Origin of the sequence: Roseibium sediminis (assembly GCF_008711325.1) — a bacterium.
GTDB lineage: Bacteria > Pseudomonadota > Alphaproteobacteria > Rhizobiales > Stappiaceae > Roseibium > Roseibium sediminis.
The window spans coordinates 66,826-91,152 of record NZ_VXDB01000018.1; the positions used below are offsets into that span (position 1 = coordinate 66,826).

At 57.2% G+C, this 24,327-nt stretch carries 22 protein-coding genes; 8 read left to right on the forward strand and 14 right to left on the reverse strand.

Features of this window, described 5'->3' with window-relative positions; all coding sequences use genetic code 11:
* Positions 1-53 precede the first annotated feature (53 nt).
* From F0155_RS17160 to F0155_RS17195, 8 genes are all read right to left on the reverse strand, one after another.
* Positions 54-665, reverse strand: a complete 612-nt coding sequence (locus F0155_RS17160; RefSeq protein ID WP_150525775.1) for a CvpA family protein — start codon at positions 663-665, stop codon at positions 54-56.
* A gap of 50 nt (positions 666-715) precedes the next feature.
* Positions 716-2,110, reverse strand: a complete 1,395-nt coding sequence (radA, locus tag F0155_RS17165) for a DNA repair protein RadA (protein ID WP_150525776.1) — start codon at positions 2,108-2,110, stop codon at positions 716-718.
* Between the two features lie 21 nt (positions 2,111-2,131).
* On the reverse strand, positions 2,132-3,262 hold the full coding sequence (gene alr, locus F0155_RS17170) for an alanine racemase (RefSeq protein ID WP_150525777.1): 1,131 nt from the start codon (positions 3,260-3,262) through the stop codon (positions 2,132-2,134).
* A gap of 95 nt (positions 3,263-3,357) precedes the next feature.
* Positions 3,358-4,842, reverse strand: coding sequence for a replicative DNA helicase (locus F0155_RS17175; protein ID WP_150525778.1), 1,485 nt, complete (start codon positions 4,840-4,842; stop codon positions 3,358-3,360).
* Between the two features lie 371 nt (positions 4,843-5,213).
* A complete protein-coding gene (gene rplI, locus F0155_RS17180; RefSeq protein ID WP_150525779.1) occupies positions 5,214-5,786 on the reverse strand; it encodes a 50S ribosomal protein L9 in 573 nt (190 codons plus the stop codon).
* Positions 5,787-5,894: 108 nt separating this feature from the next.
* Positions 5,895-6,143, reverse strand: a complete 249-nt coding sequence (rpsR, locus tag F0155_RS17185) for a 30S ribosomal protein S18 (protein ID WP_150525780.1) — start codon at positions 6,141-6,143, stop codon at positions 5,895-5,897.
* Positions 6,144-6,148: 5 nt separating this feature from the next.
* The gene (gene rpsF / locus F0155_RS17190; RefSeq protein ID WP_150525781.1) at positions 6,149-6,592 is read right to left on the reverse strand and encodes a 30S ribosomal protein S6; all 444 of its coding nucleotides are present in this window, start codon (positions 6,590-6,592) and stop codon (positions 6,149-6,151) included.
* 259 nt (positions 6,593-6,851) lie between these two features.
* On the reverse strand, positions 6,852-7,688 hold the full coding sequence (locus tag F0155_RS17195) for an MBL fold metallo-hydrolase (protein ID WP_161599828.1): 837 nt from the start codon (positions 7,686-7,688) through the stop codon (positions 6,852-6,854).
* Positions 7,689-8,162: 474 nt separating this feature from the next.
* Between F0155_RS17195 and fabD the strand changes: the two genes are divergently transcribed.
* The 7 genes from fabD (at position 8,163) to gmk (ending at position 14,636) form a co-directional block, all read left to right on the forward strand.
* The gene (gene fabD / locus F0155_RS17200; protein WP_150525783.1) at positions 8,163-9,107 is read left to right on the forward strand and encodes an ACP S-malonyltransferase; all 945 of its coding nucleotides are present in this window, start codon (positions 8,163-8,165) and stop codon (positions 9,105-9,107) included.
* 78 nt (positions 9,108-9,185) lie between these two features.
* A complete protein-coding gene (fabG, locus tag F0155_RS17205; RefSeq protein ID WP_150525784.1) occupies positions 9,186-9,923 on the forward strand; it encodes a 3-oxoacyl-[acyl-carrier-protein] reductase in 738 nt (245 codons plus the stop codon).
* A gap of 244 nt (positions 9,924-10,167) precedes the next feature.
* Positions 10,168-10,404: an acyl carrier protein gene (locus F0155_RS17210; protein WP_150525785.1), complete on the forward strand. Its 237-nt coding sequence runs from the start codon at positions 10,168-10,170 to the stop codon at positions 10,402-10,404.
* Between the two features lie 75 nt (positions 10,405-10,479).
* Positions 10,480-11,742, forward strand: coding sequence for a beta-ketoacyl-ACP synthase II (gene fabF, locus F0155_RS17215; protein WP_150525786.1), 1,263 nt, complete (start codon positions 10,480-10,482; stop codon positions 11,740-11,742).
* 110 nt (positions 11,743-11,852) lie between these two features.
* Complete coding sequence (mltG, locus tag F0155_RS17220; RefSeq protein ID WP_150525787.1) at positions 11,853-12,983, forward strand: endolytic transglycosylase MltG; 1,131 nt, start codon at positions 11,853-11,855, stop codon at positions 12,981-12,983.
* A gap of 51 nt (positions 12,984-13,034) precedes the next feature.
* Positions 13,035-13,928, forward strand: a complete 894-nt coding sequence (locus tag F0155_RS17225; RefSeq protein WP_150525788.1) for a YicC/YloC family endoribonuclease — start codon at positions 13,035-13,037, stop codon at positions 13,926-13,928.
* A 3-nt stretch (positions 13,929-13,931) separates the two neighbouring features.
* On the forward strand, positions 13,932-14,636 hold the full coding sequence (gmk, locus tag F0155_RS17230; protein WP_150525789.1) for a guanylate kinase: 705 nt from the start codon (positions 13,932-13,934) through the stop codon (positions 14,634-14,636).
* Between the two features lie 58 nt (positions 14,637-14,694).
* Here the strand turns inward: gmk and rsmA are convergent, their stop codons facing one another.
* From rsmA to lptF, 6 genes are all read right to left on the reverse strand, one after another.
* On the reverse strand, positions 14,695-15,537 hold the full coding sequence (gene rsmA / locus F0155_RS17235) for a 16S rRNA (adenine(1518)-N(6)/adenine(1519)-N(6))-dimethyltransferase RsmA (protein ID WP_150525790.1): 843 nt from the start codon (positions 15,535-15,537) through the stop codon (positions 14,695-14,697).
* 11 nt (positions 15,538-15,548) lie between these two features.
* On the reverse strand, positions 15,549-16,568 hold the full coding sequence (pdxA, locus tag F0155_RS17240) for a 4-hydroxythreonine-4-phosphate dehydrogenase PdxA (protein WP_150525791.1): 1,020 nt from the start codon (positions 16,566-16,568) through the stop codon (positions 15,549-15,551).
* A 9-nt stretch (positions 16,569-16,577) separates the two neighbouring features.
* Complete coding sequence (locus tag F0155_RS17245; RefSeq protein ID WP_150525792.1) at positions 16,578-17,498, reverse strand: SurA N-terminal domain-containing protein; 921 nt, start codon at positions 17,496-17,498, stop codon at positions 16,578-16,580.
* A 174-nt stretch (positions 17,499-17,672) separates the two neighbouring features.
* Positions 17,673-20,069, reverse strand: coding sequence for an LPS-assembly protein LptD (locus tag F0155_RS17250; protein WP_192913833.1), 2,397 nt, complete (start codon positions 20,067-20,069; stop codon positions 17,673-17,675).
* Positions 20,070-20,078: 9 nt separating this feature from the next.
* Positions 20,079-21,173, reverse strand: a complete 1,095-nt coding sequence (gene lptG, locus F0155_RS17255; protein ID WP_150525793.1) for an LPS export ABC transporter permease LptG — start codon at positions 21,171-21,173, stop codon at positions 20,079-20,081.
* Entirely contained in the window at positions 21,170-22,357 is a 1,188-nt protein-coding gene (gene lptF, locus F0155_RS17260) for an LPS export ABC transporter permease LptF (protein ID WP_150525794.1), read from the reverse strand. Before lptF ends, lptG begins: the two co-directional genes overlap by 4 nt.
* A 228-nt stretch (positions 22,358-22,585) precedes the next feature.
* On the opposite strand from lptF, the gene F0155_RS17265 reads away from it, so the two are divergent.
* A complete protein-coding gene (locus F0155_RS17265; protein ID WP_150525795.1) occupies positions 22,586-24,091 on the forward strand; it encodes a leucyl aminopeptidase in 1,506 nt (501 codons plus the stop codon).
* The last annotated feature ends 236 nt before the right edge of the window (positions 24,092-24,327 follow it).

Sequence of the window (24,327 nt, forward strand, 5' to 3'; positions counted from 1 at the left end):
TTTTAAAGGGACCGGAATTGCCGGTCTTCATGTCAAGCGGTCAGGCTGCCCGTTTACTGGGTGGTCAGCCTGTCCAGGGCCTGTTGCTCAGACGCGCTATACTCAGGCTCATCGCCTTCTGCAACAGGCTGTTGTGTCGTGCGTGCAGAAGTTGCGCCACGAATGCGGTCCAGAATTTCCTTTTCCGGGTCTTCCGGCAGGATGCTGACAAGGCGTTCACCAACTGACAACAGGATCGGACGGGACTTGGCCTGCAGGATCCAGTTGGGCTGCTGTTCGGGAACAACGAACCAGTTGAAGAACATCATGGCGACAACGACCAGCAAGAGGCCACGAGCAGCGCCGAACAGGAAACCGAGGGTCCGGTCCAGAGCGCCGATGCGGCTGTCGAGCACGAAATCGGATATCCGCATGGTGATATAGGAGACGATGATCAGCGTGACAAGGAACACGGCTGCCACAGAAGCACCAAGCGCCACCATCGGGTGGTTGATATATTGCTTTGCGATGGGCAGGACCTGATCATACAGCAGATAGGCAGCAATGGCTGCGGCAACCCAGGAAGCGATCGAAAGCACTTCGCGCACGAAGCCACGGATCATGGCCAGTACGGCCGAAACCAGCATGATGGCGAGAAGGATTCCGTCCAGCAGCGTGATCGGCATCTTGGGTATAAGTCCTCTGTTTGCGCTTCGAGGTTTGCGTAGAGAATGCGTCAGTCTTGTGGCGACGCACCAGAGCGAACCGCGAGTTTTGCGACAAAGTCCCCAAGTTCTGGGAGACCTGTCGCCGAAAATCCGTTTGCCATTTTGTCCTTCAGGTTTCCTTCCGGACAATAGGCCTGTTCAAAGCCCAGTTTCTGGGCCTCTTTCAGTCTGGCAGGCGCCTGGGCAACGGGCCTGATTGCGCCGGACAAACTGATTTCGCCGAAATAGACGCAATTGGCCGGAAGGGCAAGACCACTGAGCGAGGAGATAAGGGCTGCAGCAACAGCAAGATCGGCTCCCGGCTCGTTGATCTTCAGGCCTCCTGCGACGTTCAAATATACGTCATGTTGGGAAAAGCGTACACCGCATCGCGCTTCCAGCACCGCAAGGATCATGGAAAGCCGTGCAGAATCCCACCCGATGACCGCACGCCGTGGCGTGCCGAGAGAGGATTGGGCCACAAGTGCCTGAACTTCAATGAGAAGTGGGCGCGAGCCTTCCAGTCCGGCAAAGACGGCAGCGCCGGGTGCCGTGGTACTACGATCACCGAGAAAGAGCGCGGAGGGGTTGGCGACTTCCACCAGACCCTTACCCGTCATCTCGAATACGCCGATCTCGTCGGTTGCTCCGAAGCGGTTCTTGACCGAGCGCAGGATGCGGTACTGATGGGCGCCATCGCCTTCGAAATAAAGCACGGCATCGACCATGTGTTCCACAACTCTTGGTCCCGCGATCTGCCCGTCCTTGGTGACATGGCCAACAAGGACGAGGGTCGTGCCGGTTCGTTTGGCGTAGCGTACCATGGCTTGGGCCGAGGCGCGGACCTGAGTCACGGTGCCGGGAGTCGAATCGACCTGATCGGTCCAAAGGGTCTGGATCGAATCAAGAATGAGCAGAGCAGGGGGAGGGCTTGCCTCCAGCGTGGCGAGAATGTCCTCCACGCTGGTTTCCGCCGCAAGAGCGACAGGGGCCTGCGCGAGGCCGAGACGCTCTGCCCGCAGCCGCACCTGACCAATGGCTTCTTCGCCCGAGATATAGACCGTGCGATGCCCCAGATTGGCGAGGGCTGCTGCGGCCTGAATGAGAAGGGTCGACTTGCCGATGCCCGGATCGCCGCCGACGAGCAGCGCAGAGCCCTTGACGAAACCGCCACCGGTTACCCGGTCAAGTTCGGCGACCTTGGCCTGAATGCGGGGAGCTTCCTTGGCATCTCCCTGCAGGCCGACAAGCTCCACCACGCGGCCCTTGGACCTTGGTGGCTTGCCCGGGCCACCTCCAATGCCGGCGCCTGTCTGTTCCTCGATAATCGAGTTCCACTCGCCACACGGTTCGCAGCGGCCGGTCCATTTGCTGGAAACCGCGCCGCAGGATTGGCAAATGAACTGAGAGGATCTGCGAGCCATGCAGGGGCGTGCTCCCGGGGGTTAAGCGATCGAGGCGTAGCGTCGCTGGAATCGGCGCCCGAGACTCGTCAGGTATTCGTAATCGATGGTCTCGGCATACGCTGCCAGATCGGAGGCCGCAACCTGCGGCCCCAGCATTTCCACGAATGCTCCACGCCGGACGAGGTGCGCCGGGATATCCGTCACATCCAGAGTGATCATGTCCATGGATATCCGCCCCAGAATTGGAGCCTTGTGCCCCCCAATCACGCCAAAGGCTCCGGGAGCCGCGTCAGTTGATCCGGCGCGGCGGATCATCCCGTCTGCATATCCGGCAGCCACAACAGCCACCTTGAGGGAACGTTTTGCGGTTTGGGTCGCGCTGTATCCAATCGTGTCGCCGACAGGTACATCGCGCACCATCATGATGCGGGCTTCCACCTGTGCAACGGGCTGCATCGGATTGGGAGCTGTATCGATGGCCTTGCCGCCATAAAGCGAAATGCCTGGCCGCACGAGATCGAAATGGAAATCGCTTCCCAGAAAGACCCCTGCGGAATTGGCCAGTGACTTCGGGATGTCCGGATAGGGGGCTGTCATCGCCCGGAACTTCGCCAGCTGATCGCGGTTCTTCGGGTGTGCCGGGTCCGATCCGCAGGCAAGGTGCGACATGATCAGGGTCGGCGTGAAGCTGCCGATCAGATCCGCATCCTTCATGACGGCGTCGAATTCATCTGCCGATAGACCAAGCCGGTGGATGCCGGTGTCGACATGGAGCGCGGCGGGATGACGTATTTGGGTGGTACGGCAGAAATCGGCCCATTCGCGGATTTCCTCCACCGATCCGAGAACCGGCCGAAGTCCCTTTTCTACCAGTGTCTCGGCGGTTCCGGGAAACAGCCCGTCAAGCACATAGATTTTCGCCTCGGGCATGCCTCGGCAAAGTTTCAGGGCCTCGACAGGAAGGGCAACAAAGAAGGTCCGGCACCCGGCGTCATAAAGCGCCTTTGCCGTCTGCGTGAGACCGGTTCCATAGGCATCTGCCTTTACGGTCGCTGCGCACTCGGAACCTGTAGCAAGCTTGTCCTTGAGAAACCGCCAATTGGAGACGATGGCGTCAAGGTCAATGGTCAGCCTGCCGCCGAAAAGGGAATCTGATGCTGCATCGGTCATTTTTCGGACTATGGCCAAGTCGGCCGAACCGCGCAAGGTGGGCTTTCAGATAACAAAATGGCCGCCCTTGGGCGGCCATCTCGTGAAAAGCTCGGCTACTCCATCCGCTCCGGCAGGTGATCTTCTTCCGCAAGGTCGGAGAAGCGGGTGTACTGGCCTTCGAAGTGCAGGTTTGCTGTGCCGGTCGGCCCGTGACGCTGCTTCGCGATGATTACTTCCGCCTTGCCCTTGGCCGCATTGTGTTTGGCTTCCCAAGCCGCATATTCGGCGGTGTCGGGATCCGGCTCGGTCTTGGAGAGGTAATACTCCTCGCGGTAAACGAACATCACCACGTCCGCGTCCTGCTCGATGGAGCCCGATTCGCGAAGGTCGGAGAGCTGCGGGCGTTTGTCGTCACGCGATTCCACCTGACGAGAGAGCTGGGAGAGGGCAATGACCGGAACATTCAGTTCCTTTGCCAGGGCTTTCAGGCCGGTGGTGATTTCGGTGATTTCCTGAACACGGTTGCCGCTGTTCTTCTGCGAGCCGGACAGGAGCTGAATATAGTCGACGATGATGAGGTCGAGGCCGCGCTGGCGCTTGAGACGACGGGCGCGGGCAACGAGCGATGCAATGGAGATACCACCGGTCTGGTCGACGTGAAGGGGCACCGATTGCATGGTCTGAGTGCAGGCGACAAGCTTCTCGAACTCGGCTTCTGAAATGTCACCGCGGCGAATCTTGGAGGACGAGATCTCTGCCTGCTCGGAAATGATACGTGTTGCCAGCTGTTCGGCCGACATTTCGAGAGAGAAGAAACCGACGACACCGCCATTGACGGTTTTGATCGACCCGTCCTGCTGTTCTTCCGCCTGATAAGATTGCGCAACGTTATAGGCGATATTGGTTACAAGCGACGTCTTGCCCATCGCAGGACGACCCGCAAGGACGATCAAGTCGGAATGCTGCAGGCCGCCCATGAGACGATCCAGCTCACGCAGGCCGGTGGAAATGCCGGACAGGGCACCTTCTCGATTATAGGCCGCGTGGGCCATCTCGATCGTTTCGGTGAGCGCGTCACCAAAGCTGACGAAACCGCCCTCGCTCCGTCCCGTTTCAGCCAGTTCGAACAGTCGGCGCTCGGCATCATCGATCTGCTGGGCGGGCGGCACGTCAATCGGGGCGTCATAGGCGATGTTGACCATGTCTTCGCCAATGCGGATCAGATTCCGGCGCAGGGCAAGGTCATAAATCGTGCGGCCATAATCTTCCGCGTTGATGATCGAGGCTGCGTCGGCGGCAAGGCGCAAGAGGAACTGGGTGGCAGTTAGGTCCGCGATCTTGGCGTCAGCCGGATAAAAGGTCTTCAGCGTGATCGGCGACGCGGTCTTTCCGGCCCGGATCAGATGCCCGATCTTTTCATAAATGTCCTGATGCGGCGGCACGAAGAAATGGTGCGGCTCGAGGAAGTCGGAGACACGGTAATAGGTCTCGTTGTTCACGAGGATTGCACCCAGCAGCTGGCGCTCGGCCTCGGCATTGTGAGGCGCAACCTTCTGGAGCGACGTATCTGCCTCAACTGTCTGCAAAGTGCCTTTCATCTTGTCCCCCGAGAGCCCTGTCATGCTTGCACTATCGCCAAGAATAATATGCCTTCAAGGCTTGACGAGTATGCACGGGCGATTCCCACCGAGTGGTTAAAATCAGCGGGGAAAGATGGGATTTTACCTTGACGTAGGGGCCTAAAACGGACTCAGCGGAGCTGTGGAAAATTAGTGAGAAAATACAGTGTTTTTCGCAAAAATCTGCGGATTACCTCTCGCACTTTTATCGGTAAAGGCTGAAAGAACCCGTCAGAAGAACCGTGGGCGAAAGTGTTAATATCCTTAAGTCGAACACTGCGCCCCGAACAAAAAAACCGGCAGCGCAGGCTGCCGGTTTTCGAATGTGAAGGTCCGTCAGGAACGGAGGATCAAGCCTGCTCTTCTGCAGCTTCTTCCTCGTTGCCTTCGCCCTCTTCAGCTTCTTCTTCTTCGAATTCGAAGACGTCATGATCGGGCGTGCTGAGGTCTTCACCAGCAGCCTGACGAACGGCTTCGTCTTCAGAGCGTGCAACGTTGACAGTCACGCCAACTTCCACTTCCGGGTGGAGGCGGATTGCAACAGTGTGCAGGCCGATCGTCTTGATCGGAGAGCGCAGTTCAACCTGGCTACGACCAACGGTGAAGCCGGCTGCGGTCAGGCCGTCCGCGATGTCGCGAGTGGAAACTGAACCATAGAGCTGGCCGGTTTCACCAGCAGAGCGGATCATGATCAGAGCTTCGCCGTCCAGCTTGGAAGCAACTGCAGTTGCTTCTTCGCGGCGCTCGAGGTTACGAGCTTCCAGCTGAGCGCGTTCACGCTCGAAACGCTCCATGTTGGACTTGTTGGCGCGAAGGGCCTTGCCCTGCGGCAGAAGGAAGTTGCGTGCATAGCCGTCGCGAACACGAACGGTGTCGCCCATCTGGCCAAGGCGAGCGATACGCTCAAGAAGGATAACTTGCATTGGATTTCTCCATACTGTCCCGCCATTCAGGCGGTTAGAGGCCGGTTTGCCCGCAGCCCCAGTTCGGGACGCTCCGGCTGGGCCGGAGCGTTATCTGAAGAACAGCGCCTAGCTGATCACGAACGGCAGAAGGCCGAGCAGGCGAGCACGCTTGATGGCGCGGGCCAGTTCACGCTGCTTCTTTGCAGAAACGGCGGTGATGCGGCTCGGAACAATCTTGCCACGCTCGGAAATGTAGCGCTGCAGGAGACGGATGTCCTTGTAGTCGATCTTCGGAGCGTTTGCACCGGAGAACGGGCAGGTCTTCCGGCGACGGAAGAAAGGACGACGGGTCGGAAGTTGTGCGATATCTACCATTCTTCTTACTCCCCATCATTCCGGCGCGGAGCGCGGTCACGAGCCGGACGGTCGCCGCGATCACCACGGTCACCACGATCGCCGCGGTCACCACGCTCGCCACGGCCGCCACGACGATCGTCGCGGTCGCGCTTCTGCATCATGGCAGACTGGTCTTCTTCATGCTCTTCAACTTTGAAGGTCATGAAACGAAGGATGTCTTCGGAAAGGCCCATCTGACGTTCCATTTCTGCGACCGCTGCATGCGGAGCAGTGATGTTCATCAGAGTGTAGTGAGCCTTGCGGTTCTTCTTGATGCGGTAAGCGAGGGAGCGGAGACCCCAGTTCTCGATCTTGCCGACGGAACCGCCGCCAGATTCGAGAACGCCTTTGTAATGCTCAACAAGTTGTTCGACCTGCTGGGCCGAAACGTCCTGGCGTGCCAGGAACACGTGCTCATAAAGAGGCATGAAACTTGTGCCCTTTCTAGTGTTTGCCATCGGAAACCGGCGCAAAGCCTCCTCGTATCCTTCGGAAAGGGACGAGAATTCTAACGAGAGCGGAGACACGGGAAGACGGACGTGTTTTAAGTGTCCTGACCTTTCGGTCCTTCCGTTCAGCCCCCAGCCGGGTTTCCAAACGAGAAGCGCTTCATACTCGGTTCTGGGAAAAATGCAAGGCCGATCGAGCCCGTTTTTCCCGAAACTTGGCCGATTGGAGAGTGCTGCTTCAAGTCAGGGGGAAGAGTGACTTCAAACTGGCTTCCAGCGTTTCGGGATATTTGTAGTCGGGAAATCGCGACAGGACGATCTCACGAGCGGATTGTCTGGTGAACCCTTCCAGCTGCAGGGTTTCCACCAGGTCCAGATAGGCCCGATTTTCTGCAACAAGGTCTGGTGCGCCTATTTGCCCATGACCCGGCAGGACAAACATATAGTCCCACCGATCCGTGATGGCCTGGAGATTGTGCCGCCGCGTGCTGATTTTTCGATTGTCGAGGGAAGGGTGCTGGCCCTCGACAATCTGGCTACCGCCAACAAGAGCTTTCATGACGGGTTCGAACAGGACCAGAGGGGCGCCAAATTCATCCGCCTCAAGGTTCAGGCATTCAAATTCGAGAGAGCCGCAATCGATTGGACCGTTGGAAGCTTCCCGGAACCGGTTGTGAAATGCGGGCCAGCTGCTTGCTGCAAACTCCAGCATATCGAGGGTGCTTGCGGTGCTGATGATATCTGCCTTCGGGAAGGCCGGGCCGATATGTTTCAGGGCTGCGATGTTCTCGGGGTGTGCGTGCGTGATGAAGATTGACTGCAGGGTTTTTCCGGTGGCCTTTATGTCTTCTATGACGCTTGCGGCTTGCTCATGCGCCAGCTGGACGTCGATCAGGACGCAGTGGCTGTTATCTTCAAAAAGATAACTGTTGCTGCAAAGGTCCTTTTCAGATTGGATTTGTCGGTAGGCGGAGAAGGCCGCGTGGCCTTTCGCCGGGATGAGGGACGTCGCAACCGTGACCGAGCCTGCCAACGCTGCCAAAAAGCCGCGTCGGGAAAGTGTATTGGGCCGCACTTGGTCAACACGTGCCTGCGCTGACGACTTCGCGAGGCCGTAAAATGCGCTTGTAACATCTGAAGAGCTTTTTGCACTTCGAACTGCCCAAGGTGCCGGTTTTGGATATTTAACGATCATGTGATTTTCGGAAAATTGTACTTGTGATATATTACGGTAGCAGGGGTTTTCCGTAGAATTTATTCTGTTTATGTATTCAATAAGCTGTTGTTATTTACGCGGATAATTTGCAGGTAAAAATCTTTGCACGTATTGACTGTGCTCGATTTGTTGTCTTCGACAGGACACGTGAGCTGACAAAAAGGTTGGAGATCTCCGCTCGGCCTTGACATTGCCGTACCTTCCGTACCATAGCCTCGCGCCAAGGTTGGCAAGGCAGATCAGACGGTTTCGAGACCTGGCCGACAGCCTTTGAACCAGATTTCAGGCGACCTGACCGGTCGCAGCTTACCAAGACGCCGGAGGCACCCGCTCATGACCATTGCTTTCATCTTCCCCGGACAGGGCAGTCAGGCAGTCTCGATGGGCAAGGAACTGGCGGATACATTTGCCGAAGCCAAGGCTGTCTTTGACGAGGTGGATGAGGCACTTGGCCAGAAGCTCTCCACCTTGATGTGGGAAGGCCCTGAAAACGAGCTGACCCTTACGGCCAATGCGCAGCCGGCCCTGATGGCGGTTAGCCTTGCGACCATGCGGGTACTCGAAGCTCGTGGTCTCGATCTGGCCGCTTCCGTTTCCTATGTGGCCGGTCACTCCCTTGGTGAATACTCTGCTCTTGCAGCAGCCGGTAGCCTTGATGTGTCCACGGCAGCCCGCCTTCTGCGCATTCGCGGCGATGCGATGCAGAATGCCGTTCCGGTCGGGCAGGGTGGCATGGCCGCCCTTCTCGGCCTCGATTTTGAAGACGCCCGGAAGGTGGCCGAGGAGGCCGCGCAGGGCGAAGTCTGTCAGGCAGCCAATGACAATGCGCCGGGTCAGGTTGTTGTCTCCGGGCACATGGCCGCCGTTGAACGCGCCGTCGAGATTGCCAAGGCACGCGGAGCCAAGCGCGCCATGATGCTGTCGGTCAGTGCACCGTTCCATTGCGCCCTGATGGCACCTGCCGCCGATGCGATGGCAGAAGCGCTTGCCGGTGCGGATATTATCGCCCCGAAGGTTCCGCTTGTCGCAAACGTTCTGGCCGCTCCGATCACCGATCCAGCGGAAATCCGCAATCGTCTCGTCGAGCAGGTTACAGGCACCGTTCGCTGGCGGGAATCCATGGGCTGGCTTACGGCCAATGGTGTGACAACCTTTGTCGAAGTAGGCTCCGGCAAGGTTCTTTCCGGCATGATGAAGCGTATCGAACGCTCAGCCACCGCGCAGCCGGTCAATGCTCCTGCTGACATCGACGCGCTGTTTGAGCTCTTGAACGCCTGATCCTCAGACCGCATCTGATTACCAAGCCGTACGTGGGTCGTTCCCTGTGTACGGTTCGAACTGAAAAAGGAAATGACCATGTTCAGCCTTGAAGGCAAGACCGCTCTGGTAACCGGCGCGACTGGTGGCATCGGCGCAGACATCGCCAGAGCGCTGCATGCGCAAGGCGCAACTGTTGCGATCTCCGGAACGCGCGCTGAGAAGCTGGAGGCACTGGCATCCGAGCTTGGCGAGCGTGTGCATGTGACGCCTGCAAACCTGTCTGATCGCGAAGCGGTTGCAGCTCTCGTTCCGACGGCGGAAGGCGCCATGGGATCGCTGGATATTCTGGTGAACAATGCCGGCATCACCCGCGACAACATCTTCATGCGCATGAAGGACGAGGAGTGGGATCAGGTTCTGGAAGTCAACCTGACCTCCGGTTTCCACATCTGCCGCGCGGCGATCAAGGGCATGATGAAGCGCCGCAGCGGCCGCATCATCGGAATTACTTCGGTTGTCGGCGTCACCGGTAACCCGGGACAGGCCAACTATGCTGCAGCCAAAGCTGGCATGATCGGCATGTACAAGTCGCTCGCACGCGAAGTTGCAAGCCGGAACATCACGGTCAACACCATTGCCCCGGGTTTCATTGAAACAGCCATGACCGACGCGCTGAACGAGAAGCAAAAGGAATCGATCCTGGGCTCCGTTCCGGCCGGTCGTTTGGGCACTTCGCACGAAATTGCGTCGGCTGCGCTTTACCTCGCAAGCGACGAGGCTGCATACGTTACCGGTCAAACGCTCCATGTGAATGGCGGCATGGCTATGATTTAAAAGAGCTTTTTGCTCTTGTTGCAAAAAGGTTTCCGGTGCAAAAACTGCTACCGGGACTGGCTGGTCAAGGTGTTCAAAGTGTGATACCTACCCGCCGATTGTTCCAAAAAGGGTGGGGAACGTTCTGTTCTGAATATCCCTCAGCCTGGACGAGATTTCGGCCGCGAGTTTGCATCTGATCCGAGAAAACTGTTTCGGGTGCTTCGCGTGGACGGGCTAGAGTTGATAATCAAGGAAGTGAAAAATGAGCGACATCGCTGATCGTGTAAAGAAAATCGTCGTTGAGCACCTCGGTGTGGACGCAGAGAAGGTTGTTGAAGGCGCAAGCTTCATCGACGATCTGGGCGCTGACTCCCTCGACACCGTCGAGCTGGTCATGGCTTTCGAAGAAGAGTTCGGCGTTGAAATCCCGGACGATGCAGCCGAGACCATCCTGACCGTTGGCGATGCAGTGAAGTTCCTGGTAGCCAACCCGGCTTAATCCTCCTGGAATAATCCGAATTTTTTCAGCAAGCGGGGCTCTATGTCCCGCTTGTGCATAATTAAGTGCAGGTACATGAGACGAGTCGTCGTTACTGGTTTGGGTATGGTGTCTCCGCTTGGCGGAAACGTTGATACCACCTGGAAAAACATTCTCGCGAGCAAAAGCGGTGCTGCCAAGGTCACGAATTTCCAAGTTGATGACCTGGCCTGTCAGATCGCCTGTCAGATCCCGCTTGGCGAAACCTCCGAAGGCGCCTTCAATCCGGACGACTGGATGGAAGTGAAGGAGCAGCGCAAGGTCGACGACTTCATCATATATGCAGTTGCAGCAGCGGATCAGGCCATGGCCGATTCCGGCTGGAAGCCAGAATCCTACGAAGATCAGGCTCGCTCCGGCGCGCTGATCGGGTCAGGCATCGGTGGCCTTCAGGGCATCGAGGAAGCGGCGCACGTGCTTGCGGACAAGGGTCCGCGCCGTATCAGCCCGTTCTTCATTCCCGGTCGCCTGATCAACCTCGCAAGTGGTCATGTCTCCATTCGTCACGGCCTCAAGGGCCCGAACCATTCGGTGGTGACGGCTTGTTCGACAGGTGCCCACGCAATCGGTGACGCTGCCCGTCTGATCGCGTTTGGCGATGCGGATGTGATGGTTGCCGGTGGAACGGAATCCCCGGTCTGCCGCCTGTCGCTGGCCGGTTTTGCCGCCTGCAAGGCTCTGTCCACAAAATATAACGATGCTCCCCAGACCGCTTCGCGTCCCTATGACCGCGACCGTGACGGCTTCGTCATGGGTGAGGGCGCTGGTATCGTCGTTCTTGAAGAATACGAGCACGCCAAGGCTCGTGGCGCCAAGATCTATGCAGAAGTTGTTGGCTATGGCCTTTCCGGCGATGCCTTCCACATCACGGCTCCGTCCGAAGACGGTGATGGTGCCTATCGCTGCATGAGCGCCGCTCTCAAGCGCGCAGGCCTGACGGCAGCTGACATCGACTACATCAACGCCCATGGCACGTCCACGATGGCAGACACCATCGAGCTCGGGGCTGTCGAGCGTCTCGTCGGCGATGCGGCAAGCAAGGTCACCATGTCTTCCACCAAATCCTCCGTTGGTCACCTTCTGGGTGCTGCGGGTGCGGTTGAGGCGATCTTCTCCGTTCTTGCCATCCGCGACAGCATCGCTCCGCCGACACTGAATCTGGAAAATCCGTCGGTCGAAACCGCGATTGACCTTGTGGCGCACAAGCCGAAGGAAATGAACATCGATGTGGCTCTGTCCAACTCCTTCGGGTTTGGCGGCACGAATGCATCCTTGATTTTCCGCAAAGTTGCCGCATAAGTCGGTTTAACTGCTTGCTGGAACGGTGAATCACTTCACTGCAACCGGTATTGAAAAGGGCGTCTCAGGACGCCCTTTTGCCTCGTAGATTCGGCTTCAGGAGGCCATTTATGCGCATCAAACCGAAAAGCCCGCGGGAAGCCCTGCAGCCGGAAGTGGCTCCAGGTCCACCTCCACGTTCTCGGCATGTGCGCAATCCTGTCGTGATCCTCATCAACATGCTCATCACGCTGACCGTGTTCGCCTTGGTCGCCGTTGGTGCGGGGCTTTACCTCGGCAAGCAGAAATTCGAGCAGGCAGGCCCGCTGAAGCAGGACGCAACCGTGATCGTTTCGTCCGGCGCCGGTCTTTCCGGCATCACCGACCGACTGACCGACAAGGGCGTGATTGCCGACGACTGGGCGGACGACCTGATCTTCAATCTGGGTGTTCGCTTCTACAAGAACGAGAAAAAGCTGAAGGCCGGGGAATATGCCTTCGCGCCCGGTGTTTCCATGCGCCAGGTGATGACCGACCTTGTCGAAGGGAATGCGGTGAACCATGCCGTCACCATTCCGGAAGGCTGGACGACAGCGCAGATCGTGGAACGTGTCCGCGCGCATCCGGTTCTTGTTGGGGAAGTGGAAGAGGTTCCGGGGGAAGGCGAACTGTTGCCTGAGACCTATTCCTTCACCCGCGGCACAACGCGCCAGCAGATCATCGACCAGATGAAAGCTGCGCAAGCCAAGGCTCTCAAGGAGATCTGGGAGCGCCGTGTCGCCGATCTTCCGATCAAGACACCTGAGGAACTGGTGACGCTGGCCTCCGTGGTAGAGAAGGAAACTGCCAAGGCGGACGAACGCTCTCGAGTTGCCGGCGTGTTTGTCAATCGCCTGAACAAGAGCATGCGTCTTCAGTCCGACCCGACGATCCTCTATGGCCTCTTTGGTGGTGAAGCCTGGACGACAGATCGCTCAGCCATCACACAATCGCAATTGAAGGCTGAAAACAAATACAATACCTATCAGATCGACGGATTGCCGCCGGGACCGATCGGCAATCCGGGTCGTGCGGCCATGGAAGCGGTTGCCAATCCTTCGCGGACCAAGGACCTCTTCTTTGTTGCTGACGGCACGGGTGGTCACGTTTTCGCCGAGACCTACGAGCAGCATCAGGCCAATGTTCGCAAGTGGCGTCAGATCGAGCGGGAGCGCCGCGAGGCTGAAAAGAACGGTACTTCGGACCAGAAAGCCAATAACTGATCCAGTCCCGCTTGCGGTGAGCGGCGGGGTTGGCGGAAACGGAGAAACCCCATGGCGTTAGCCAGCATGACAGGATTTGCCCGATCGGCGGGCGAGGCCGGAGCCGTTCGGTGGGCGTGGGAACTCCGATCTGTCAACGGCAAGGGACTGGACGTCCGCGTCCGCATTCCGACCGGACTTGAAGGGCTTGAGGTCAAGATCAAGGAACGGGCCGGAAAGCTTCTCAAGCGCGGCAATGTGAATATCGGCCTGTCCATGCAACGGGACCAATCCGAAGCAACGCTGGCGATTAACGAGAGTGCTTTGGAAGCGGTTCTCTCTGCCGTAGACCTCCTGCGATCACGGATGCCGGATTTGCCGCCACCGAGCCTCGATGGCATTCTGGCGCAAAAGGGCGTGTTCGAATATCAGGAACCCGAGGACGACGAGGCTGCGCGTGACGAGCTTCATGCTGCGCTCCTGACCTCGCTGGACGGAGCCCTGCTTGATCTTGTTGACATGCGCCACACGGAAGGCGCGGCCATCGGTGACTTGCTTGCCAACCAGCTGTCGCGGATTGCGGATCTGACCGAAGCTGCAGAAGTGTTGCCGGCCCGTCAACCGGAGGCCATCAAGGCCCGGCTGGCTGCGCAGATCGCGACACTCATGGAGAGCAGTCAGGGGCAATTCGATGTCCAGCGCCTGCATCAGGAAGCGGTGCTGCTTGCAACACGCGCTGATATTCGTGAGGAACTCGACCGGTTGGTCGCCCATGTGAAGGCAGCACGTGATCTTTTGGCAGCTGGCGGTGCGGTTGGGCGACGCCTCGACTTTTTGGCTCAGGAGTTCAACCGCGAAGCCAACACCTTGTGTTCCAAGTCAAATGACGTGGAACTGACTGCAATTGGTCTCGACCTTAAATCGGTCATCGACCAGATGCGCGAACAGATTCAAAATCTGGAGTGAATGATGAGCGATGAAATCGCCGAACTGGCCGGGACACGTGTCAGCGCCGAACAGGCTGACAAGCAGCGCCGTGGCTTGATGCTTGTGCTGTCTTCGCCTTCCGGGGCAGGCAAGTCCACCATTGCGCGTCTGTTGCTGGAAAAGGAAACCAATCTTTCCTTGTCCATTTCGGTGACGACGCGCCCGCGCCGGTCCTCCGAAGTGGATGGCGTTCATTATCATTTCATCGATGACAAGCGGTTCGAGCAACTTAAGGCGCATGACGAGCTGCTTGAATGGGCAGAAGTCCACGGAAACTACTATGCGACCCCGCGTGGGCCGGTTGAAAACGCGCTGGAATCTGGCCGGGATGTGCTGTTCGACATCGATATTCAAGGCACCTTCCAGCTCTATGACAAGATGCGAAGCGATGTGGTGTCCATTTTCATTCTGCCGCCGTCGATTGCCGAAATGAAATCACGCCTGCGCCGCCGCGCGGAAGATGCCGAGGATGTCATCAATCGCCGTTTGAAGACCGCTGTCGGCGAAATGCGTCATTGGTCGAAATATGACTATGTGATCGTCAATGATGATCTGGAGCGCGCCTATGAAAGTGTTCGCGCCATCCTGAGGGCCGAGCGCCACAAGCAGCATCGCTCGCCCGCCATTGCACCTTTGATCGACGGCATGGTCGGGGACCTTGAACGGTCACTGGGAGATGCCGGGTAATCCGGTCCCAGCCCGATGCAGTTGCCAGAAAACCCGCCGATTGGCGGGTTTTTGCTTTTCAATTTCCGGAAAACGCGTTCGCGATCCGCACGAAACCTTCGACATCGATTTCCTCGGCCCGCGAGGTAGGCAGAATGTCCGCGGCCTCCAGAATTGGCTCAGGAGCCTTTCCGAGGCTTTTCAGGCTCGCCCGCAACATCTTTCGCCTTTGTCCAAAAGCCGCCTGTGTGACCTTCTCAAGATCTTTTAGGCTGCATGGCAAGGGGGAGGGGTTCGGCGTCAGGTGAACAACGCTGGAAGTCACCTTCGGGGGCGGGGTGAACGCCTTGGGTCCAATGTCAAACAGCATACCCGAATGGCAGCGCCATCCTGTCAGAACTCCAAGTCGCCCATAGGCCTTGCTGCCCGGCTTTGCAACGATGCGTTCTCCCACTTCCTTTTGGAAGAGAAGGGTCAGGGAGGTCCAGAACGGAGGCCAGTCATCGCCGGTGATCCAGTTCAGGAGGAGCTGCGTTCCGACGTTGTAAGGTAAATTGGCAACGATACGGATCGGTCCGTCGATGCCAAGGGAAGTCGGGTTGACCTTGAGAGCGTCGTCGCTGATGACCCGAAGGCGGCCGTCGTAATGGTCTGATATTTCGGCCAACGCCGGAAGGCACCTGGTGTCTTTTTCGATTGCTATTACCTGATCAGCGCCGGCGGCGAGAAGCGCACGCGTCAGCCCGCCGGGGCCTGGGCCAACCTCAAGGACAGTGTAGCCCTCCAGGGCTCCTGCAGAGCGGGCGATGCGAGACGTCAGGTTGAGATCGAGCAGAAAGTTCTGGCCGAGCGATTTCTTTGCATCGAGACCATGGGTCGCAATGACCTCACGAAGGGGCGGAAGATCATCAATTTGTGCCATGGGAGGCCTGTCTACATTGCTGTGGGATCAGCAAGCACTGCAGCAAAACGAAGAGCTGCGGCAAAGCTGTCTATTTTGGCCATGCCGGTGCCTGCGAGCGAGTAGGCCGTGCCGTGATCAGGTGAAGTCCGCACAAATGGCAGACCGAGCGTGACATTCACCGCTTCATCAAAACCGAGCGTCTTGGCGGGAATGAGAACCTGATCGTGATACATGCCGAGCGCGCAGTCATAGGTGTTGCGTGCATCGCGGTGAAACATTGTGTCTGCGGGCAGGGGCCCGAGCACATCGAGGCCTTCGGCGCGAAGCTGGGCGACGGCTGGCTCAATGATGTCACGGTCCTCGGTTCCCATCGTGGCATTTTCGCCTGCATGGGGGTTGAGACCGCAAAGGGCGAGTGTCGGATTGGGGAGCCCGAACCTTTCACGCAGATCCTTGTGGGTGATCCGCGCGGTTTCAACAATCAGCTCCGTGGTCAGGGCGCTTGGGACACTTGCAAGAGGGATATGAATGGTCACCGGGGCCACCATCAGATCAGGACCTGCGATCAGCATAACCGGACGGGGTGTCGGGATCTGCCAGATCTCGGCAGCAAGGGCCGCAAGATATTCAGTGTGTCCGGGGTACTCGAAGCCCTGGCCGTAGAGAGCTGCCTTGTTGATCGGGTTTGTGACAACTGCTGCAGCAACTCCCTTCTTCACGTCTTCCACTGACTTGCGGATAGAGGAGATGACGCTCGCGGCTGTTTCTGCCTGTTCTTCACCGGGCTTGTCCAAAATCTCTGGACCGGTCTGAACGACGGGGAGCGCGCGGGAAAAGAGGGACGAGGCCTGATCTGGCTCGCAAACGGCAAGGGGAACCTTCAGACCCAGCCGTTGGGCTCTGTCTGCGAGAAGCTTAACATCGGAGCGAATGTAGAAATCAGGCAGTTCAAGCTTCTTGCGGTTTACCCACGATGACAGCGCAATATCCGGACCGATACCGGCAGGTTCGCCGCATGTGACGGCTAGAGGTTTCTTGATCTGAACCATCGTCGGTGATCAGGGGTAGACGATTGTTGCGCGGCGCTTGACGTCCATGAGATAGCGGCGGGACATCTGTTCCCCTTCCTTTTCTCTCAATTCGTTTTCCACTTCCGTCCGCGCCGCAATATCCGAAGCAATCTCACGCTTGCCACATACGGCGATCATTTCAAACCCGACTTCCGTTTGTTGGGCCGATGTCAGCTTGCCGAGAGACGTCTTGTTTATTTCCGTCCGCATTTGCGGGGGCAACTCTGTCTCAAGCCGTCGGCCGATCGGACGGACCACCACTTCCTCGTATTTGCCGAGGATGGCGCCGGGGTTGTCGCAGCCATCGAAGGCCTTGCGAATGCTGTTGCTTTCACCCAGACGCTTGTTGCGGAAGCCCTTTGAAGACTTTTTTGGCACGACGACGATTACGCGTTGCAGATCATATTCGACACTTACGTTCTTGTTCTCGTCATCAGACTTGCGAAGGGCGGTCACAATATCCGATTCCGAAATCTTGATCTGGCTGCGGAAGCGGCGCTGCACGGCCTGTTGCCAGGCGAGCTGGGCTTTCAGACGGTCTTTCAGGGTTTGCGGGTTCACGCCGCTCTGACGAAGAGCTTGCGACAGTTTTGCCGGGGTCAGTTTCACATTGCTTGCAATGTTCGCAAAGGCATTGTTGACCTGCGTCTCCGAGACGGAAATGCCAAGCCGGGACGCTTCTCCAACGCGGAGCTGGTCTTCAACCAATTCCTGTTCTGCTTCACGCGTGGAAGCAGCAACGGACGAGCGCTGTATCAAGCGGATCAGCTTTGCGCGTTGGCTGATATCGTAGTTGGTGATCGGTGTCTCATTGACGATCACCTTGATCCCGGCCTGAGCCACAGTGGGTCCGAAGCCTGCCGCAACAACGAGCAGTGCCAGAATGATCTGATGGAGGCTTCTACGCATGAGGTTTCTTCGTCCGTTGATAGTTGCAGAGCGAATTCTGCACACTGCTTCCAGTTTGTCCACGTTGCCGAAAGTGGTTCTATCCCTGTGAACCATCAAAATGTAGCGGTAAAGTGGCGCGTCGGACCAGTCAACCGGCAACACTCAACCAGAACAGGTTGGTTGAGCCGGGGCTTATTGCTGCCCCAGCCCCTGAGATAGCTGGAAATCGCCGATCGTGCGCAGGCCAATGCGGAAGTAGATCGTCTTGTTCGTCGCTTCACCATCGTTGCGGCTTCTGTCTTCAAGGTAAGACAGCGACAAGGAGAAACCTTCGTCGTCATAACCGACGCCGAGACCGTCCTGAACAAAGTTTTCGTTCTCAAGGTCATACCGGAAGGAACCATAAAGCCGCCAGTTTTCCAGAAGTTTCAAGCTGGCTGACCCGACGATTTCCTCACGTGGATCGGTGATGCCGAGGCTCGGCTTCTTGTTAAGGAAGGCATAGGTCAGAGACGATACGACCGGACCATAGGTTGCCAGCGCCTGAGCCTGCAAACGATTGACGGAGAAATCTTCATCATCAAAGCGCGCTTGAGTTCCTACCTTCACGCCGTAACGGGTGTCTAGATAGAGGCTGCCGACATAATCGGACTCACGATTTTCAAGACCAGAGTCAGAGGCTGCGCCAAGAATGTCTGCCTTGGCAAAGGAGTTGTCTCCGGACAACTGTATAGAGCGACCGAAGAGAGCACTCAGATAGTGGCCTCCGTCCAGCTGTAGCTTGTAGGACAGACCAAGATTCAGGCGCGACCCACCTTCGGCGCGGTCAAAGCCGGAGAACTTGTCGTATTCGAATAGGGTCGTTGCATCGAATACAAGACTTTGTGCGTCTTCGTTCGGCAGCTGGCCGATACGCTGTTCGTCCGGACGCACAATGACTTGTGCGATTGGTTCGATGATCTGGTTTCCGCCATTGAAGGTCGCGACGATCGGATAGCGGTACTCAATACCGGCTGCAGGCATGGCTCGACCAGCGAAATCCTCTTCCGCCAGTTGATCAACATCATTGTCGGATGACGCCTGCCAGAAGAGATCACCGCGAACATAGGCAAACGGAGTGAATGTCTGCCCGAGCGGATCGATGAACGTGCGACGCCATTCGGCTTCGCCCGACAGTCTGGAGAATGTGCCGTCTACGCCGCGGAAACGCGTGGTGTTTCCTCCGTCAGGGGAGAAGGCATCGGTCTCCGCACGCGTGAGCGAAGTGAAATTGGCCTTCAGTGACAACTCGCCGTCCACGATCGGATCGCTGAACACGTAGTCATAGTCGATGACAGGGAGAACGAAAGCCTGCTTGTCCTGGAGCTGCTGACCAACAGGCGAGAAACCTTTGCCTGCATCCAAAGCGGTGTTTCGATAATCTTCCTGCGAGATCGAAAACGCGTAACCTTGAAACGTCAGGCTATTCCGGTCGGTATAGCCATCAAGATATATGTTTGATCTTTCGGTGTTGCCAAGGCTTGTGAAGCTGTAGTCGGCAAGAAATGCACGATCTGACTTGTGGATCAGATCCCAACCGTAGGTCCATTTGTCTGTCAGGTTAAACGCACCAGTCGTTCGAACGGCTCCGCGGATCTGTTTGTCGCCGCTTGTTCCGCTAAATTCCGACTGGTTCGCCTGGCTGATCCCAGCTGCCGAAATCGTATATTCGCCGGAGCGGAGCCTATGGCGAAAGGTTGCGTCCCCCAGAACACCCTGACGGGTAAGGGGGGTGATGGTCGTTGTCAGGTCATAGTGCGGGTTCAAGGCCCAATAATAGGGAACGGATACACCCAAGCCCAGCTTGTCCGACAAAACGTAGTTCGGGATCAGAAATCCAGATTTTCGCTTTACAGACGGGTCCGGCATGGACATATACGGGAAGTAGGCGATCGGTACCCCGAAGAATTCAAATCGGGCATCTTCGTAGGTGATCGTCTTCGACTGTTTATCATGGATGATCGTTGACGATTTGATCCGCCAGAGCGGCGGTTTTTCCGGCGGGTTCTTCGGCCCGGTGTAGACACTGTACGTGCCGTTTTGAAAGGTCGTGGTGTTGCCGTTGGCGCGTTCAGCGCTATCGGCTGTGATGCGCGTGCGATCAGCGGTTTCCACGCGCAGCGCACGGGCAAATCCGTTGGCCAAATCTTCGGAAAGCGTGATTTCCTCGGTCCGGATCACGTTTCCGTCCGGCTCGGTCAGGATCACATTGCCATAGGCGCTGAGCTGCCCATTCTTGCGATCAAAAACGATCTTATGAGCTTCGACCGTTGCACCGTCATAGAAAACCTGGACGTCACCGGTCGCGATAATCAGGTCGCGATCGAAGTCATAGGTCAGATTATCGGATTCAAGAGCCAGTTCCGCATTCGGATCAAGGTCGCCAACCAGGCCGGACTCAACTCCATCCTGCGCGTGTGCCAGTGTTGCAAAATTTCCGGCCTGAACAAGCGCGATCGCGGCCACGGTTCCGAGCAGCTTTGCAAGGAAACGCAACTTCGTGGGGCGTCTGTCTGCGACGTCAACAGGCAAGGATGTGAGGATACGCATCACGATTTCTTACCCGTCTTCCTGTTGTAGCAGGATCGTCAAACCCATAAGTACTCCAAAAACTCCAGGCGCCCAGGCTGCGACGAGCGGAGGAACAATACCCGCACCGCCAAAGTCCTTGGCAAGCTCGGAGAGAACGTAAAGCACGAACCCGGCGACGATTCCACCCAAAATCATGCTTCCCAACCCACCAAATCGGGATACCCGAAGGGAAACCGCCGCTGCGATGATTATCATTGCTGTTAAAAGCAGGGGGCGGGCAAGAAGAGTCTGATACTGAAGTGTATACCGATAGGCGGGCAACCCGGCGTTTCGGGCCAATTCGATGAATCTGGGTAGTTTCCAGAACGATATCGATTCGGGAGAGCCGATGCTTTCACGCACCTCTGTGGCCGTCAGGAATGTGCTGATTTCATATCGGCCATAGGCTTGCGGGTCACGTTCTGTGGTGTAGACGGTAACGTCCACCAGGTTCCAGATTTCCTCTCCCAAACGCGCTTCTGCAGCTTCGATGCGTTCCTTGAAGGAGCCTTCCTTGTCGAACGCAAAGATCGTCACATCGAGAAGCAGCGTGCCACCATCAAGGAGTTGCTTGGCAAGAAGGACCGATTCTCCGTCCAGTCCGTCCTGGCGCACCCAAACATCCTGCGTTGTCTGCAACAGAAAGCTCTGTTCCGACCCAAACAATCCCGATGCAACTTCATCAGACTTGTGCTGCAGCCAGACTGCCATCGGGTTGTAAGCGACAACCGAGAGGATGCCGATCAGAAGTCCGACGACGACGGCAGGTGTGGCGAATTGCCAGACGGAAATCCCGCTGGCACGGGCAACAACCAGTTCGAGTGCGCGGGAAAGAGTAACAAACGCGAGGATCGAACCGAACAGGACTGCAAAGGGAATGACCTGTTCCAGCAACAGGGGAACCCGAAGCAACGAGATGACTGCAACACGAAGGACGGTGAAACCTTCCTGATCCCCGCCGCGGCGAACAAGTTCAAGAACGTCAAACAAGAAAATCAGCACTGCAGCCAGCAAGAAAAGGCCAAGGATCGACCTGAGGAAGCGGGCCGAAAAATAGACAGTCAGGGTACGCCCGAGAATCATGACGCACCGCCTTGCTGGTGGCCACTGAGGCGGGCGGAAATCTTGTCGATCAAGTTTGTCACGCGCTCATTCAGCTCCGTGACCCAACGAGGGGCAGGACCTCGATTTTCGGAGAGGATCGACCATGTCGCTATGCCCATTGCGGCAAGCGGAACCAGGTAAAGAAGCACGAGCAGGCCCGTCAGTCCGCTGGCGATAGCCGTCACGCCAAATCCCGCTGTGCGAACCAATATGCAGGATGTGATTGCACCCAGTATGGCAAACCCACGGCTTTGGCGGGTTGTTCTGGCCTTGCCGAGAAACGCGAACACGATCAGCGCAAAGGCCACGCAATAGAGCGGCTGGCTGAGGCGTTCGTGAAGTTCCGAAACAAGTTTATCCGGGTGCTGAAGCGCATAGGCATCATTAGCGCCCGGATAGAGCAGATTGTAGGTCGAGCGCTCGCTGGCCTTGTAAACCGGTTCGGAGGCTTCCGGGATCAGGTTGGAGAGATCGAACGCATAGGATTGGAAACGAACGATCGATATGTCGCCTGCGCCTTTTGGCTTGCGCTGGATCGTACCGTTTTGCATGACCAGCAGCGTCCGGTCTGAAATCTCGACAATGTGGCCTGTGTCCGACTGATAGGTAAAGGCCGTGTCCTTGTCGCGCACATCGTGCAGAAGTAGGCCGTCCAGCGTCCCGTTGCCTGACCGGTTTCGGATGTGGAATGTCAGGCCGGCATCCATATTGATGAAATGGCCCGGCTTGATGATGTTGGCGACGAGGTCCGCACGTACGCGTGTGATTTCCTCGCGCAGTTGCCCGAGACCGGCTGGAGCCACATAAAGCGAGAGGCTTGCGGTCAGGGTCATCACGGCAAGGGCGAAAAGGAGAACCGGTTTCAAGACCAGAAACCTTGAGCCGCCGGTTGCATCGATGACGATCAGCTCGCTGTCGCCAGACAGAGCGTTCAGCACCAGAACGAGGGCGATCATGAGAGCGAAAGGCGCCACGATCACCAGCAGGAACGGCATCGCCAGCATCGTGATGCCGATGAACTGGACGATCGTCTGTCCCTTGGACGTCACGAGATCAAGCTGCCGGAGTGCCTGGGTCGCCCACACAACACCGGCCATCGCAGCCATGGCCATGAAGAAGACAAGGACCGCACGTCTGAAAATATAACGTTCCAGAGTTTTCATAACGTGCAAAAAGACCTAACGGCTTGAATTACAATGCGGCTCGAAGGGGCATATTAGCCACGGTTTTGGTGAACGCGCCATCAATAAAGATGGTTAAAATTTTATGCAATCAGGTTTTTCGACGCGGGTAAAACAGTCAGGGATTGCTTTGAAAAAACGAGTTTATTTCGCCCGCAACGTGTGCCAGCCTAGATGTCAATTCTCCATAACCGGAACCGGGATCCCAAAATGACTTCTCTCAAGAAACTGTCCTTCGGAAAATTGTCCGCACCGAAGGATGGGGTGGTTGTCGCCTTTGTCGATAGCGACATGGCAGGCGGAGCTGTGCTGAACGATCTTTTTGGTGGGGATACGAAGGCGCTGGCGAAAGCTGCGGGAATTGCCGGATTTTCGGGCAAGAAGTCCTCGACGCTGGATTTGATCGCGCCTGCCGGCGCTTCTGCCGATCGCCTCCTTGTCGTCGGTCTCGGGAAAGTTGCCGAGCTGAAGGAAAACGACTGGTGGAACCTTGGCGGGGCCATGTTGGGTGCTCTCGAGAAGGCGAAGGTTTCGGCCGTCTATGTCGCGCTCGAAGGTGCCGATGCAGGGGCTGTTTCTCCGACCGATGCTGCTGCGTTTGCGGCAGGAATGAAGCTTCGCGCCTACAAGTTCGACGCCTACAAGACCCGCAAGGAAGAAGACGGTCCAAAATCCGCAATTGTTGTTCAGATCGGCGTTTCGGACCTTAAGGCCGTCAAGAAAGCGTGGACAGCACAGGAAGCTATTGCGGACGGTGTCCTGCTGGCGCGCGATCTCGTGGACTTGCCGGCGAATGATCTTGGCCCGGTCGAGTTTGCAGAGCGGGCGGCTGAACTTGAAAAGCTGGGAGCTGAAATCGAGATCCTCGGCGAGAAGGAAATGAAGAAGCTCAAGATGTTTGCGCTTCTGGGCGTTTCCCAAGGTTCCGTTCGACCGCCGCGCCTCGCCATCATGCGCTGGAACGGTGGAAAGAAGGGTGCAAAACCTGTGGCCTTTGTGGGGAAAGGCGTCGTGTTCGACACGGGCGGCATTTCCATCAAACCGGCTGGCGGCATGGAGGAAATGAAGGGCGACATGGGCGGCGCTGCGGCCGTTGTGGGCGTCATGCATGCGCTGGCTGCCCGTAAGGCCAAGGTCAATGCCGTTGGCGTGATTGGTCTTGTGGAAAACATGCCGGACGGAAATGCACAGCGTCCGGGAGATATTGTGACCGCAATGTCGGGCACGACGATTGAAATCCTGAATACGGATGCGGAAGGCCGTCTCGTTCTGGCCGATGCACTTTGGTACACGCAGGAAAAATACAAACCTGCCTTCGTCATCGATCTGGCAACCCTGACCGGCGCAATCATTGTGGCGCTTGGCCAGCAGAACGCGGGTCTTTATGCCAATGACGATACGATTGCCGATCAGCTCAAGGCAGCAGGCGATGCGACCGGTGAAGGCGTCTGGCGTATGCCGCTTTCCAAGGAATATGACAAGATCATCGACACGCCGAATGCCGATGTGAAGAACACTGGCGGGCGTTGGGCCGGTTCCATCACCGCTGCCCAGTTCCTTCAGCGATTCGTGCAGGAGGGAACCACCTGGGTTCATCTGGATATTGCCGGCCCTGCCTTTGGCGGACCCAAGACGGATATCTGCCAGTCCTGGGCGTCCGGTTACGGCGTGCGCCTGCTGGACCGACTTGTTTCGGACAATTACGAAGGCAAGTAAGCGCCTAGATACGAAAAACCCGCCGGTAACGGCGGGTTTTTTGATGTCTGATTTTTTAAAAAAATCAGCAGGTCTTGTAAGACTGACAGGCCGTTGCCGGCTCCGTCACAATTAGGCCCATGCCTGCCGTTGCACCGGCCATCACCATTACCAGTGCAAAGAACACCATGATACGCGTGAACATTCATCCCCCAACAGTTCTGCATCGGGTCCGCTGGCCGATTTGTTCCGGCTGC

Bases quoted from the DNA above. Each gene is read 5' to 3' on its own strand.
- pdxA (WP_150525791.1), bottom strand. From the start codon at position 16,568: ATGGTTCAGATCAAGAAACCTCTAGCCGTCACATGCGGCGAACCTGCC.
- mltG (WP_150525787.1), top strand. From the start codon at position 11,853: ATGCGCATCAAACCGAAAAGCCCGCGGGAAGCCCTGCAGCCGGAAGTG.
- F0155_RS17160 (WP_150525775.1), bottom strand. From the start codon at position 665: ATGCCGATCACGCTGCTGGACGGAATCCTTCTCGCCATCATGCTGGTT.
- alr (WP_150525777.1), bottom strand. From the start codon at position 3,262: ATGACCGATGCAGCATCAGATTCCCTTTTCGGCGGCAGGCTGACCATT.
- radA (WP_150525776.1), bottom strand. From the start codon at position 2,110: ATGGCTCGCAGATCCTCTCAGTTCATTTGCCAATCCTGCGGCGCGGTT.
- fabG (WP_150525784.1), top strand. From the start codon at position 9,186: ATGTTCAGCCTTGAAGGCAAGACCGCTCTGGTAACCGGCGCGACTGGT.
- F0155_RS17265 (WP_150525795.1), top strand. From the start codon at position 22,586: ATGACTTCTCTCAAGAAACTGTCCTTCGGAAAATTGTCCGCACCGAAG.
- gmk (WP_150525789.1), top strand. From the start codon at position 13,932: ATGAGCGATGAAATCGCCGAACTGGCCGGGACACGTGTCAGCGCCGAA.
- lptF (WP_150525794.1), bottom strand. From the start codon at position 22,357: ATGAAAACTCTGGAACGTTATATTTTCAGACGTGCGGTCCTTGTCTTC.
- rpsR (WP_150525780.1), bottom strand. From the start codon at position 6,143: ATGGTAGATATCGCACAACTTCCGACCCGTCGTCCTTTCTTCCGTCGC.
- fabF (WP_150525786.1), top strand. From the start codon at position 10,480: ATGAGACGAGTCGTCGTTACTGGTTTGGGTATGGTGTCTCCGCTTGGC.
- fabD (WP_150525783.1), top strand. From the start codon at position 8,163: ATGACCATTGCTTTCATCTTCCCCGGACAGGGCAGTCAGGCAGTCTCG.
- rpsF (WP_150525781.1), bottom strand. From the start codon at position 6,592: ATGCCTCTTTATGAGCACGTGTTCCTGGCACGCCAGGACGTTTCGGCC.
- rsmA (WP_150525790.1), bottom strand. From the start codon at position 15,537: ATGGCACAAATTGATGATCTTCCGCCCCTTCGTGAGGTCATTGCGACC.
- lptG (WP_150525793.1), bottom strand. From the start codon at position 21,173: ATGATTCTCGGGCGTACCCTGACTGTCTATTTTTCGGCCCGCTTCCTC.
- F0155_RS17225 (WP_150525788.1), top strand. From the start codon at position 13,035: ATGGCGTTAGCCAGCATGACAGGATTTGCCCGATCGGCGGGCGAGGCC.
- rplI (WP_150525779.1), bottom strand. From the start codon at position 5,786: ATGCAAGTTATCCTTCTTGAGCGTATCGCTCGCCTTGGCCAGATGGGC.
- F0155_RS17210 (WP_150525785.1), top strand. From the start codon at position 10,168: ATGAGCGACATCGCTGATCGTGTAAAGAAAATCGTCGTTGAGCACCTC.
- F0155_RS17250 (WP_192913833.1), bottom strand. From the start codon at position 20,069: ATGCGTATCCTCACATCCTTGCCTGTTGACGTCGCAGACAGACGCCCC.
- F0155_RS17175 (WP_150525778.1), bottom strand. From the start codon at position 4,842: ATGAAAGGCACTTTGCAGACAGTTGAGGCAGATACGTCGCTCCAGAAG.
- F0155_RS17245 (WP_150525792.1), bottom strand. From the start codon at position 17,498: ATGCGTAGAAGCCTCCATCAGATCATTCTGGCACTGCTCGTTGTTGCG.